General features: G+C 55.1%; 14 protein-coding genes. 11 read left to right on the forward strand and 3 right to left on the reverse strand.

What is annotated here, in order from left to right; all coding sequences use genetic code 11:
• Positions 1-2: 2 nt before the first annotated feature.
• From trpCF to ACZYTD_RS05700, 6 genes are all read left to right on the forward strand, one after another.
• Positions 3-1,421 carry a bifunctional indole-3-glycerol-phosphate synthase TrpC/phosphoribosylanthranilate isomerase TrpF gene (gene trpCF / locus ACZYTD_RS05675; RefSeq protein WP_463890164.1) on the forward strand — a complete coding sequence of 473 codons (1,419 nt, stop codon included), beginning with the start codon at positions 3-5 and terminating at the stop codon, positions 1,419-1,421.
• 31 nt (positions 1,422-1,452) lie between these two features.
• Entirely contained in the window at positions 1,453-2,643 is a 1,191-nt protein-coding gene (gene trpB, locus ACZYTD_RS05680) for a tryptophan synthase subunit beta (protein ID WP_463890166.1), read from the forward strand.
• Positions 2,643-3,449 carry a tryptophan synthase subunit alpha gene (gene trpA / locus ACZYTD_RS05685; RefSeq protein ID WP_463890168.1) on the forward strand — a complete coding sequence of 269 codons (807 nt, stop codon included), beginning with the start codon at positions 2,643-2,645 and terminating at the stop codon, positions 3,447-3,449. The genes trpB and trpA overlap by 1 nt, the downstream gene beginning before the upstream one ends.
• A 139-nt stretch (positions 3,450-3,588) precedes the next feature.
• On the forward strand, positions 3,589-4,128 hold the full coding sequence (locus ACZYTD_RS05690; RefSeq protein ID WP_463890170.1) for a septation protein A: 540 nt from the start codon (positions 3,589-3,591) through the stop codon (positions 4,126-4,128).
• Positions 4,129-4,195: 67 nt separating this feature from the next.
• Complete coding sequence (locus ACZYTD_RS05695) at positions 4,196-4,513, forward strand: YciI family protein (RefSeq protein ID WP_463890172.1); 318 nt, start codon at positions 4,196-4,198, stop codon at positions 4,511-4,513.
• 206 nt (positions 4,514-4,719) lie between these two features.
• Positions 4,720-5,619 carry a lactate/malate family dehydrogenase gene (locus tag ACZYTD_RS05700; protein ID WP_463890174.1) on the forward strand — a complete coding sequence of 300 codons (900 nt, stop codon included), beginning with the start codon at positions 4,720-4,722 and terminating at the stop codon, positions 5,617-5,619.
• Positions 5,620-5,672: 53 nt separating this feature from the next.
• Here the strand turns inward: ACZYTD_RS05700 and cysQ are convergent, their stop codons facing one another.
• A complete protein-coding gene (gene cysQ / locus ACZYTD_RS05705; RefSeq protein WP_463890176.1) occupies positions 5,673-6,434 on the reverse strand; it encodes a 3'(2'),5'-bisphosphate nucleotidase CysQ in 762 nt (253 codons plus the stop codon).
• A 228-nt stretch (positions 6,435-6,662) separates the two neighbouring features.
• Between cysQ and ACZYTD_RS05710 the strand changes: the two genes are divergently transcribed.
• The 3 genes from ACZYTD_RS05710 to ACZYTD_RS05720 all read left to right on the forward strand — a co-directional run bounded on the left by ACZYTD_RS05710 (position 6,663) and on the right by ACZYTD_RS05720 (position 9,716).
• Positions 6,663-6,980 carry a ComEA family DNA-binding protein gene (locus ACZYTD_RS05710; protein ID WP_463890178.1) on the forward strand — a complete coding sequence of 106 codons (318 nt, stop codon included), beginning with the start codon at positions 6,663-6,665 and terminating at the stop codon, positions 6,978-6,980.
• Positions 6,981-7,145: 165 nt separating this feature from the next.
• Positions 7,146-8,060, forward strand: coding sequence for a UTP--glucose-1-phosphate uridylyltransferase GalU (gene galU, locus ACZYTD_RS05715; protein ID WP_463890180.1), 915 nt, complete (start codon positions 7,146-7,148; stop codon positions 8,058-8,060).
• Between the two features lie 252 nt (positions 8,061-8,312).
• On the forward strand, positions 8,313-9,716 hold the full coding sequence (locus ACZYTD_RS05720; protein WP_463890182.1) for a peptide MFS transporter: 1,404 nt from the start codon (positions 8,313-8,315) through the stop codon (positions 9,714-9,716).
• A 71-nt stretch (positions 9,717-9,787) separates the two neighbouring features.
• Here the strand turns inward: ACZYTD_RS05720 and ACZYTD_RS05725 are convergent, their stop codons facing one another.
• Positions 9,788-10,768, reverse strand: a complete 981-nt coding sequence (locus ACZYTD_RS05725; RefSeq protein ID WP_463890184.1) for a response regulator — start codon at positions 10,766-10,768, stop codon at positions 9,788-9,790.
• A 280-nt stretch (positions 10,769-11,048) separates the two neighbouring features.
• Between ACZYTD_RS05725 and ACZYTD_RS05730 the strand changes: the two genes are divergently transcribed.
• Together ACZYTD_RS05730 and ACZYTD_RS05735 are read left to right on the forward strand one after the other, a co-directional pair.
• A complete protein-coding gene (locus tag ACZYTD_RS05730) occupies positions 11,049-11,738 on the forward strand; it encodes a DnaT-like ssDNA-binding domain-containing protein (protein WP_463890186.1) in 690 nt (229 codons plus the stop codon).
• The gene (locus tag ACZYTD_RS05735) at positions 11,725-12,567 is read left to right on the forward strand and encodes an ATP-binding protein (RefSeq protein ID WP_463890188.1); all 843 of its coding nucleotides are present in this window, start codon (positions 11,725-11,727) and stop codon (positions 12,565-12,567) included. The genes ACZYTD_RS05730 and ACZYTD_RS05735 overlap by 14 nt, the downstream gene beginning before the upstream one ends.
• A gap of 88 nt (positions 12,568-12,655) precedes the next feature.
• On the opposite strand, the gene ACZYTD_RS05740 is transcribed toward ACZYTD_RS05735, so the two are convergent.
• On the reverse strand, positions 12,656-12,889 hold the full coding sequence (locus tag ACZYTD_RS05740) for a zinc ribbon domain-containing protein (protein ID WP_463890190.1): 234 nt from the start codon (positions 12,887-12,889) through the stop codon (positions 12,656-12,658).
• Positions 12,890-12,901 lie beyond the last annotated feature (12 nt).

Raw genomic sequence — 12,901 nt, forward strand, 5'->3', positions numbered from 1 at the left:
CCATGCTCAATACCGGATCCATCAATTTTGAGTCGATCAATCAGACTGTGTTGGGCAAGATAGTGGCCGACAAGCAGCTGTGGATTGCCGCTCGCAAAGAGAGTCAGCCGCTGGCCAGTTTCCAATCCGGCTTGACCCCCAGCGACCGCGACTTCGAGGCCGCCCTCTCGCAAGGCAAGACCGCCTTCATCCTGGAGTGCAAGAAAGCCTCCCCCTCCAAGGGGTTGATCCGTGATGATTTCGACCCGGCCGCCATAGCTCGCATCTATGGTCATCATGCCTCGGCCATCTCTGTGCTCACCGATGAGAAGTACTTTCAGGGCAATTTCGAGTTTCTGCCCCAGGTCCGGGCCCAGGTGCAAGTACCAGTATTGTGCAAAGACTTCATCATAGACCCCTACCAGATCTATCTGGCTCGCCACTATCAGGCCGATGCCATACTGCTGATGCTCTCGGTCCTCACCGATGGTGCTTACCAGCAGTTAGCCGCGGTAGCCCGGGAGCTGAAGCTGGGCATACTCACAGAGGTGAGTAACGAGGAGGAGCTGGAGCGGGCCATAACCCTGGGAGCCAAGGTGGTGGGGATCAACAACCGCGACCTGCGGGATCTCTCCATCGATCTCAATCGCACCAAACAACTGGCCCATCAGTTACCGGCGGATCGCATCGTCATCAGTGAGTCCGGTATCTACAGTCACACTCAGGTCAAGGATCTGAGCCACCATGCCAACGGCTTCCTGGTCGGATCCTCTCTGATGAGCCAGGACGATATCGAGCTGGCCTGCCGTCAGCTGATCCTGGGGCAAAACAAGGTGTGTGGCCTGACCCGGGCTGAAGACGCCGCAGCCGCCTACCAGGCTGGAGCCGTCTATGGCGGCCTCATCTTCGTCGGCAAGAGCCCGCGCTACGTGGATCTGCCCATGGCCCAGGCCGTGATGGCCGGCGCCCCGCTGCGTTATGTGGGCGTGTTCCAGAACGCCAAACCCGAAACCATACTGCTGACCGTCAGCAAGCTGGGGCTAGCCGCCGTGCAGTTGCATGGTGAGGAGGATGACGCCTACATAGCAGCGCTGCGCAGCGAGCTGCCCGCCAACTGCCAGATCTGGAAGGCCATCGCCATCAGTCAGACTCTACCGCAAGAGAGTATCGACAGAGTGGGCCCCCTGGTGGATCGCATCCTGCTCGACAGCAAGGTGGGTAACCAGAGCGGTGGCACAGGCCAGAGCTTCGACTGGCAACTGCTCGCCCCTCTGGATAAGAGCAAACTGCTGCTGGCTGGCGGCATAGGCCCGAACAATGCCCAGGCAGCCAGCCAAGCTGGCTGCCTGGGGCTGGATCTAAATTCCGGGGTAGAGGCGGCACCTGGCATCAAGGATGCCGACAAGTTGCGCCAAGCCTTTGCTGCCCTGCGCGCCTACTGATGCGCCACACAATTTAAGGAATGAAATTATCATGACACTGCTCAACCCTTTCTTCGGTGAATTCGGCGGCATGTACGTGCCGCAGATCCTGGTTCCGGCCCTGCTGCAACTGGAAAAAGCCTTCGTTGACGCCCAGGCCGATCCGCTCTTTCATCAGGAGTTTCGTTCCCTGCTCACCGAGTATGCCGGGCGCCCGACCCCGCTCACCCTGTGCCGCAATCTGACAGTGGGCACCAAGACCAAGCTCTATCTCAAGCGCGAAGATCTGCTGCACGGTGGCGCCCACAAGACCAACCAGGTGCTGGGGCAGGCGCTGTTGGCCAAGCGTATGGGCAAGACCCGTATCATTGCCGAGACCGGTGCCGGTCAACATGGGGTCGCGACCGCCCTGGCCTGCGCCCTGCTCAACTTGCCCTGTCGCGTCTACATGGGTGCCGTGGATATGGAGCGGCAGAAGCCCAACGTCTTCCGTATGCGCCTGATGGGGGCTGAAGTCGTGCCGGTTCACGCCGGCTCCTCTACCCTGAAGGATGCCTGTAACGAGGCGCTACGCGACTGGACGGCCAACTACGAAGATACCCACTACATGCTGGGCACCGCCGCCGGCCCCCACCCCTTCCCCACCATAGTGCGTGAATTCCAGCGCATGATAGGTGAGGAGGCCAAGGAGCAGCTGCAACAGATCGAACATCGCCTGCCCGATGCGGTCATCGCCTGCGTCGGTGGTGGCTCCAATGCCATCGGCATGTTTGCCGATTTCATCGATGAAGCCAGTGTCCGCCTGATAGGCGTCGAGCCCGGTGGTCACGGCATCGAGAGTGGCGAACATGGCGCGCCCCTGGGTCACGGCACCAAAGGGGTCTTCTTCGGCATGCACTCCTACCTGATGCAGGACAAGCATGGTCAGATCGAGGAGTCCTACTCCATCTCTGCCGGTCTGGACTTCCCCTCGGTCGGCCCGCAACATGCTCATCTGGCCGCGATTGGCCGGGCCGAGTATGTCTCCATCACAGATCAGGAGGCCCTGGATGCATTCCAGGAGCTGGCTCGTCATGAGGGGATCATACCGGCGCTGGAGTCCTCCCATGCCCTGGCCCACGGCCTGAAGATGGCTCGGGAAAACCCGGAAAAAGAACAAGTGTTGATAGTCAATCTCTCGGGTCGTGGCGATAAGGATATCTTTACCGTGGCCGACATTCTGGAAAAGCAAGGAGCCCTGTGATGAGTCGTTATGCTGAACTGTTTGCCCACCTGGCCGAGAAGAAGCAGGGCGCCTTCGTCCCCTTCGTCACCCTGGGTGACCCGAGCCCCGAGCTCTCCTTGCAGATAGTCGATGCGCTGGTAGCCGGGGGCGCCGATGCGCTGGAGCTGGGGATCCCCTTCTCCGATCCGGTGGCCGACGGCCCGACCATTCAGGATGCCACCACCCGCGCCCTGAAGGCCGGGACTACGCCCGACACCTGCTTTGCCATGCTGAGCCAGATCCGAGCCAAGTACCCTGAGCTGCCAATTGGCCTGCTGCTTTACGCCAACCTGGTCTATGCCAAGGGGATTGATGGCTTCTACGAACAGGCGCTGGCCGCCGGCGTCGATTCGGTTCTGGTGGCCGATGTGCCGGTGGAGATGTGCGCCCCCTACAAGGCGGCGGCCGATAAGGTGGGCATTGCCTCTATCTTCATAGCACCGCCCAATGGCGATGCCGCCACCCTGCAACAGGTGGCCGAACTGGGCTCTGGCTACACCTATCTGCTCAGTCGTGCTGGCGTCACCGGTACCGAGACCCGTGCTGGCAAGCCGGTGGATCATCTCATCGAGACCCTAAAAGCCTTTAACGCCGCTCCGGCACTGCTGGGCTTTGGTATCAGTGAACCGGCGCAGGTACGTGAGGCTATTGCGGCCGGAGCCGCTGGCGCCATTTCCGGCTCTGCCGTGGTGAAGATCATAGAGCAAGGGTTGGCGCAACCCGCTGAGATGTTGGTCAAGCTGCAGGAGTTTGTCAGCAAGATGAAGGCGGCCACTCACTACTGATCGCGCCTTGCTAAACGGAACCTTGACCGCTCCCCCTAGCCCGTCACTTCGCTGACGGGCTTTTTACTTTTTTTCCCCGCCCACACCCGTTAGACTGTGCCCAATATTTAACCCAGTGCTGACACACCAGGTACCCCCCATGAAACAGTTTTTTGAATTTATCCCACTCATCGTCTTCTTTGCCGTCTATAAGATGTTCGACATCTACGCTGCCACCGCCGCCCTGATGGTGGTGACTGTGCTGCAGATGACCATCACCTGGTTCACCCTGCGCAAGCTGGAGAAGGTGCATATAATCACCTTGGCCCTGGTGCTGGTGTTCGGCGGCTTCACCCTGTTTTTCCATGATGATACCTTCATCAAGTGGAAGGTGACGGTTATCAACCTCATCTTCTCGGTTGCCCTGCTGATCAGCCAATTCGGCTTCAAGAAGCCGCTCATCAAGCAGATGCTGGGTAAAGAGATGCAGCTACCCGATGCCATCTGGGGGCGAGTCAACCTGGTTTGGGCCCTCTTCTTTTTCATCTGCGCCCTGCTCAACACCTATATCGCCTTCAATCTGCCGCAAGAGGTGTGGGTCAACTTCAAGGTGTTTGGTCTGCTGGGTATGACCCTGCTCTGCACCCTGGGTACTGTGCTCTACCTCTACCGCCATCTGCCCGCGGAACAACAAGAGTAATCATGGGGCCGCTTGCGGCCCTTTCCTTCTGTAGTGCACCGACCCACACCTTAGCCAAGGAGAGCCCATGTGGTATTTGATCTATTCCGAAGATGTCGCCAATAGCCTGCCCCTGCGCCAACAAGCCCGCCCAGCCCATCTGGCTCGGCTGCAAGCCCTACGCGATGAGGGGCGTTTGCTGCTGGCTGGCCCCAACCCGGCGCTAGACAGTGAAGAGTCAGGCGAAGCTGGCTTTACCGGCAGTACCGTCATAGCGCAGTTTGCCTCACAGGCCGCCGCCCAGGGCTGGGCCGATGCCGACCCTTATGTCGCCGCCGGTGTCTATGCCAAGGTGACGGTCAAACCCTTGAAGATCACCGTCAAGCCAGAAACCGCCTTCTTCTAAAGCCAGCTTACGTAACGATTCACCTCACTAGGCCCGCAGCAGCGGGCCACCACCAGCTCAGCACTCATGCCCACACTGATACAGGCTGCATTATATTCTCCAGAATAGGTATTTTTTAACTGGGTAAAGCGCAATTCTATAGTCGTATCTATGGCAAAATCCTGGCTATAGCAGCATTCTTGAATGGCATATTATGAGGAAGCCCCATGAAAGTCTCAGTGATAGGTGCAGGTGCCGTCGGCATATCCGTATGTGAATATCTGCTACTCAATGGCGCCTGTGACAACCTGGTGCTCGTTGATCTCAACCAAGAAAAAGCCTTGGGTGAGATACTCGATTTTGGCCACACCACAGCCCTGACCTTTAGTCGCAATATTCACCTGCAGCAGGGCAGCTATGCCGATTGTGCCGGCAGTCGTCTGGTGATCATCACGGCTGGCGCCAAGATCTCGGTCGATATCGCCCGCGAACTGGAGAAGGTGGTCCCGGATGCCATCTTGCTGTTTGCCACCAATCCGGTAGATCTGGTCTGCCGCTTTGTCATCCAGAATACCCGCTATCCCGCCCAGCGAGTGCTAAGCTCCGGCTGCGTGTTGGACTCGGCCCGGTTCATGAAAATAGTCTCTGACAAAGTGGGGCTCGACCCCAAGAATGTGATGGGGTATGTGCTGGGAGAGCATGGTAAGACCAGCTTTATTCCCTGGAGCATCACCAACATTGGCGGCCTCGCCCTGGATAGCTGGTGCGATATGGTTGGGCACAGCCGACTCGATAAAGAGGCGCTACTGCAGGAAGTGAAACAGGCGGGATTTGAGATTTTCCAGAGGAAGAACAACACAAATCATGGCATAGCCGCCAGTTTGTATCGCATTGTGCAAGCCATCCTCTTCAATGAGGGTTCCATTTTGCCGCTGGGTGTCATGCTGCATGGCGAATATGGCATTGATGGCTGCGTACTGAGCGTTCCCACCCTGGTGGACGCCCGTGGTGTCGCCCAAATCCTCGAATACCCTCTGACACCAGAGGAGCGGGCTCAACTGCAGGAGTCCGCGGCCTATCTGCAGCAGCTGGCAGAGCAAGTCAAAGCCCAGAGCGGGCTAAATTAGCATGATGAGTCAAGGCCATGACCGGCAGTTCGCTGCCGGTCATGGAGATGGACTCAAGCCTTGGCGACAAAAGAGGGGTTAAGGATATCCGGCTTACTGTAACCCAGCGGAGTGCCCAACAGGGTTTCAACTCGGCCACCGGCCCCCTCCAGCACCGCCTGTGCCGCGGCGGTGTCCCACTCACAGGTCGGCCCCAAGCGCGGGTAGAGATGGGCTCGGCCTTCGGCTATCAGACAGAACTTCAGCGAACTGCCCACCCCAATCAACTCATACTCCGGCAGTTGCGCCAGGTAGGCTTCTGTCTGCTCATTGCTGTGGGAGCGACTCCCCACCACCTTCAATATCTCATCGGCCTGAGCAGCCTTCACCCGGATAGTTTGTACCTTCTCCCCCTCTTTCCTCCAGGCTCCTAAGCCCAGGCCTCCCCAATAGCTCATACCGGAGACGGGAACATGGACCACGCCGAACACGGTCCGCCCCGCTTCGATCAATGCAATATTGACGGTGAATTCCCCGTTGCGTCGAATAAACTCTTTGGTGCCGTCCAAAGGATCGATGAGCCAGTAACAGGAGGCGCTCAGACGCCACGCCTTATGCTCTTCATCAGACTCTTCAGAAACCACTGGCCACTCAGGAGTAAGCTGCTCTAGTGCTGATTCAATCAGTTGATGTGCCAATTGATCGGCTCGAGTCAACGGGCTGGCGTCCGCCTTGACTGTCACATCTATGGGGCCATCATAAACCCCCAAAATCGCGCGTCCCGCCTCCTCTGCCACCCGGATCACAGATTCAATCAGCTCATCACTCAGTTTCATAATTGCCCTCATTAGCTACTTTTGACAGCTTATCGCACCCCAACCAGGTTGGCTTATATCAAAAATCAATGAGTTATTTCGTTTTACCACACGGCCAGCATCCACAGCAGGAAGTCTGGTGATGCGTAAACTGCTTGATACGTCAGTAATCTTTTTTTACCGCACAAACAATACTTTAGCCCGCAACAAGCCTGGGCATTCGCCCTCAATTTATATCAGGAGTAGAACATGCAATTGAGAAAAATCCTCTTCACCCTGCTGCTGGCAGCACAACCTTTTGTGGGTAACATGGCCCTGGCGGCAGAAGAGGGGGCGGCCAGCGCCACCCCGGCGCCAACTCAAGTGGAACAGGTTCGTTTGAACATTAACACCGCCACCGCCGAGCAATTGATGGAGCTCAAAGGGATTGGCAAGAAGAAGGCAGAGGCTATTATCGCCTGGCGCACCGAGCACGGCAGCTTTGCCAGCATAGAGCAGTTGGCCGATGTGAACGGCATCAGCGACAAGTTTGTGACCGAGCATAAGGCTGAACTCTCGATTAACTAAACGCCGTTGAGGCCAGCAACCCGTCAAGGCAAGCATTATGGTTCTGGCCTCAACCACAGATGCTTCTTTTATCTGTCATCGCTTTAGGCTCTAATACAATTGGAGCCACTCATAAGCTCGGCTATGATGAGTTGAGCGAATAGCTGCAATAGCCAAGGATGAAAGATGAAAAAGAATAATACCGCTGTCCGCAAGGCCGTTATCCCTGTTGCCGGCCTCGGTACTCGTATGTTGCCTGCCACCAAAGCCATCCCGAAAGAGATGTTACCAGTCGTGGATAAGCCCTTGATCCAGTATGTGGTCAAGGAAGCCATCGCCGCCGGGATCAAAGAGATCATCCTGGTGACTCACTCTAGTAAGAACTCTATCGAAAACCACTTCGACAAGAGCTTTGAGTTGGAGGCGACCCTGGAGAAACGGGTCAAGCGCCAGCTGCTAGCCGAAGTACAAAACATCTGCCCTAAAGATGTCACCATCATGCATATACGTCAGGGAGAGGCCAAAGGCTTGGGTCATGCCATTCTCTGCGCCCGTCCCCTGGTGGGCGATAGCCCGTTTGCCGTGCTGTTGCCAGATGTTCTGATCGATGAGATTGCAAGCGACCCACTCACCGATAACCTGGCAGAAATGGTCAAAATGTTCAGTCAGACCGAAGTGAGCCAGATCATGGTGGAACCTGTTCCCCGCGAGCTGGTCAGCGACTATGGTATTGCCAACATCAATGGTGAACAGTTGGAAGCAGGCCACTCTCTGCCGATGACCGCCATAGTAGAGAAGCCGCCCATTGACGAAGCGCCCTCTAACTTGGCCGTAGTGGGTCGTTATGTGCTCTCCAGCCACATCTGGCCGTTGCTCGAAAAAACGCCTCTTGGCGCAGGCGACGAAATCCAGCTGACCGATGCCATCGCCATGCTGATGGAGCAGGAGCCGGTCAATGCCTACTTCATGAAGGGCAAGAGCCACGATTGCGGTAGCAAACTCGGCTATATGAAAGCCAATATCGTCTACGGCCTGCGGCATAAAGCCATTGGCAAGGAGTTCAAAGAGTACCTAAAAGAGGTGGTGGCTCAGCTCGACTGATACTCTATTTGCACGACAGAGGGCGTCGAAAGACGCCTTTTTTGCATCGAAGATCGATAGCCCCGCCTTTCTTGTGATACCTTACAAACCTAGTCAAACGCCATAAAGGCTACATGCATCTACATTTAGAGAATAAATTAGTTTTATGCTCTAAAATATTAACTCTATTTGTATTTTTTAACTTACGCGAGGAGATAAGGTCCCAACCAACAAAATTAAAATCACAATAACAGAATACTCAAGGTGAAGTTCATGTCTAACACACTGCCATCTTCTGGCGACACCCTCTGGGGCCATCCCAAGGGCCTCTATCTACTATTTGGCACCGAATTATGGGAGCGTTTCTCCTACTATGGCATGCGTGCACTGTTGATCCTCTATCTCACCGCCCAAACCACAGCGGGCGGTTTAGGCTGGGATCAAGCGGATGCCTTGAAACTCTATGGTATCTATACCGGGCTTGTATATATCACCCCACTCATAGGGGGCTGGTTAGCTGACACCTATTTGGGGCAGCGCCGTGCCATCATCATTGGTGCCTGCATGATGGCCCTAGGTCAATTTACCCTGGCCTTACCACACGCCCTCTTTCCCGATGCCATCACGGCTGTTTTCTACCTGGGGCTCGCTCTGCTCATTACAGGCAATGGCCTGTTCAAACCCAATATTTCAACCATGGTCGGCGATCTCTATCCGAATGGTGACAACCGTCGGGATAGCGCCTTCACCATCTTCTACATGGGCATCAACCTGGGAGCCCTACTGGCCGGGTTTATTGCGGGTGCAGTAACTATCCAATGGGGCTGGCAGGCTGGGTTCGTGGCCGCAGGTGTCGGCATGTTGCTCTCTTTGGTGCTGCAATTACTGCTCTCCCAGCGTTACCTCGGCACTATTGGCCTAGTACCCGCCAAAAAACGCGCTGCCAACCAACGCACATCCCCTCAGGCGGCGCTAACTAAACAGGAGCTAGACCGTATCAAGGTGATCCTGGTGATGGGACTATTTACCATCATTTTCTGGGCAGGCTTTGAGCAAGCCGGAGGCCTGATGAATCTCTATACCCAAAATTATACTGATCGCATGTTAGGGAGTTTTGAAATCCCTGCGGCTTGGTTTCAGTCACTTAACCCCTTTTTCATCATCACATTGGCTCCCGTTGTTGCAACCATCTGGATCAAACTAGGTAAGCGCGAACCCAGCTCACCCATTAAATTTGCCATAGGCCTGCTACTGCTAGCGGTCGGCTTTCTGTTCATGATAGGGGCCGTGCTTGAGCAAGGAGGGGATGTGACCGTCAAGACCTCGATGTTTTGGCTGATTGGGGCTTTCTTTTTTCATACTCTGGGTGAGCTTTGCCTCTCCCCCATAGGCCTTTCCATGGTCACCAAACTGGCGCCACTGCGCTTAGCCTCTTTGATGATGGGCGCCTGGTTTGGCTTCGTTGCCTTGGCCAACTATGCCGCCGGTATGATTGGCTCCTTCGTTGGCGAATCGGGAGCGTTAGCCATATTTGGCGGCATCTCTCTTACCGCCTTACTCAGCGCCGGTATCCTACTGCTCTTTGCCAACAGGCTCATCTACTGGATGCATGGCGCAAAAGGGGATACCACAGATCTTGAGGAAACCACGGATGAGCCGATCATCACGACTCATTAAATGCTAATTCGCCTGACAGCAAAAAAGCCGCAATTGCGGCTTTTTTGCTGTCAGGCTAAGGGTGACTCTACTCACGCCAGCTCTAATTGCACAGAAATTTGCGCCCCGCCATCGGCACGAACCTGCAGCTCAAATGGCTTGGGTTCGACCCGTCTGAAGGTTGGATAATCGGCTTGGCGCATCAACCCCAGAGGCACGCCATTGGCGTGCTGTAGCCAGGAGGGCGAAGCCAAGCCAGCGTTGGCAAAACGGATATTTTCATCTCCGGGAGAGAGCAAGATCACCGCCATGTTGATGCTGCTCTTGAGTCCAGACTCACATAGGTGCCAATTTAAATATTCCAGGACAGCACCAGGAGAATCGAGTAGTCGACTCTCACCCTGCATATATTGCCGATAAGGACCATGCAGTAAGAACTTGACCATGGCACCAATGAAGGCCGAATCAGCCCCCACGATCGAAAGCTCCATGATGACCAGCATCAACTGACCATTGAGTTCAAAAAACTCGGGTAGCAACATGGGACTGGTACTCTGGTAGCGAGCCTGCCATTGGGCCAGACGCACCTGATTGGGCGGTGCCATGGCATGGAGTAACTGGGTAGCGGCAATGTCATCACGGTGAAAGTGCGAAAGATGAGCAGCCAGCTCATGGTACTCCTGCTCCGTCACCACAGAGTCCAGGCACTCATCAATGGCTTGAAACAGCGCCGGCCAGTTAAGGATCGGCTTGATCAGATAATCTTTGGCTCCTGCACGCAAAGCGCGAGTGACATCTTCAAGACTAGCCTTGCCTGACACGACTATGACCGGGATCTGCGGGAAACGAAAACTGATGCACTGAATAACCTGATGCCCATCCAACCCAGGCATGTTGAGATCGCACAGCACCAGATCAGGATGATACATAGCAACCGCAGCCAGCCCATCCGAGCCATTATCGGCCTCAAAGACTAACATGTTCTTCTGCTGTAATTGAGCCACCAGCATAGTGCGAAACACTGGTTCGTCCTCAATCACCAATATTCTTCGCTGTTGGCCTAATTCTGACATATCGAGCCTGCAATCTCGTTTCAACTACTCACTCTGAGCGTAGACAAGATGACTGCGGAACAACAGCGAGGAAAGCAACTTTAACACTATTTTGCTAATGGGTTGGCGCAAGTGATTCTCACTTGTCGCCACCTCTCGAGTAGAGAGAGCGGATCGGCACCTAACCCGTCAAATCGATATGGATATACGAGGGGATCGCATGTGCTCATGCATGCAAAAATAATGGCCGCCACCAGGCGAATAGCAGATAATCTCTTCACCCTACCTCAGCCTGCCGACTATGACCCCAGCAGAATATACACAGCTTAATTTGCCGCGCCTGAGCCATGCCGCGCGTACGCTCTATATCTTGCATCTGCGTCGACAGGCACAGCAGCACAATGGCTATGTACAAGCAAACTACCCTGAATTGGGGCGAGCCTTGGCGGTAGAGAGCCACAGCCAACCCAGCGGTTTTAGTTTTCAGGTCAACGCCTCCCAGTTAACCCGCCTGTTTCATGAACTGATTGAGGCCGGACTGCTGCAGCTAGAGCAGGCACCGCAGGAGGAACACTTTCATGGTGCCAAGTTCAGCCTGCCACTGATGCTAAACTTGGGCACAATGCTGCCCATTCCCCAGACCGCACACGCCATGACGCCAGCGTGGCGCCCTGATACACACTTTGCCAGTTTGTCCCAGTTATGTGGTCTCATGGAGTGTGCCTATGGTGAGGATGAGCTTGGCGAATTTATCGCCTACTGGTTAGGTCGTCCGGAAGTCTTTGCCACACCCCATCAGTGGATGCTCAAGTTTATCAAGGCACTGAAGGCGAAGCGTTATGTGCGTAAATCAGCCCTTTCCCCTCCCATTGGCTATCAAGTCGTGCCCCCGCCTCCGGAGTCTCAGGTGCCGAGCCAACGGGCACTGGAAATGATTGCCGAAGCCCAACGTATTCGCGACCAGCAAGGAGAAGAGCATGACATCATCTGATAAGTCGGATCCATGGCATGAGGCCAGCCACAGCGCAACCCCATCGTCCTCCGATAGCAAATCGCCCGATCCCAGCTTGCGTAAGCAGATGGATTCGTTATTGGCTCGGATCCAACGCCTGCAAAAGCAACCGGCAGGCAGTCAGCCGCTGGACTACGAAACCTTACGCAAAGAGTATGAGCTGGCGGCCAACCAAGATGTACGCCAACTGCAGCAGGAAGCCAGACAGCAGCGGATACATAGGTTGATCGCGCAAGCCGACTTGAATCCAGCTTGGCTATTCGAACGCATGGATCAGCAAGATCCCAACCTGGAGTATGCGATTCAAACGGCGCGCTCTTTCATCAGCGGTTTTGAGCATTGGGAACAGAATGGGGGCAGTTGCGTATTGATCTACGGTGGCTATGGCACTGGCAAGTCGACACTGGCTGGCGCTATCGCTCATGAGCTAATCGCCCAACATCAGAAGTCGGTCATTTTCCAGCAGTGGGCATCTGTGGTCGATCGGCTATTTTTTGGCGTCATTGAGGATCCCGAAGAGCGCAATCGGTATCGTCGAGCCTTGGAAGAGGTAGATCTGTTAATCCTCGATGAGATTGGTTCGAATAAAGCTAAACTGTTGGAGAGCCAATCCAGTTTTCTAGGCCATCTACTGAGGCGTCGACGCAATCTATCCAAGAGTGTCATTCTGATCACCAACCATGCGCCAGCCTCTTTACACCAAGCCGTTGGCGATTTTTGCTTCGAGGCCATCAAAGCGTTCAATCCGGTCGATATCCTGCTAGTCGGTCCAAGCCGACGTCCTCATGTTGGTAACTATCCGGGTTAGCGCTTCCTCCTACGGTTTTCACCATATAAACCAAGAAAAAAGCCCAGACACTTTGTCTGGGCTTTTTTGATCATGAGTGGCGACCTATTTAGCCAGCCGCAGTGATCACAAAGCGGGCGCTGCGTTTGGAAACCAGGTTGTTACAGTGGTTGCAGAAAAAATCTACCGCACCGCACGCCTGCACCCGTTCAAGCTCAGCGTCACACTGAGGACAAAAGGAGTGCAGAGTAAAAGCCGCACCGCATGCGGTGCAACTGGTTGCCTGGCGTCGAGGATCCACCCCCTCCTGCTCACACGCAGGGCACTTGAGCATAAATGCCATCTTGATCCTCCG

It is taken from the genome of Pseudaeromonas sp. HNCC25DJ180 (assembly GCF_055413345.1).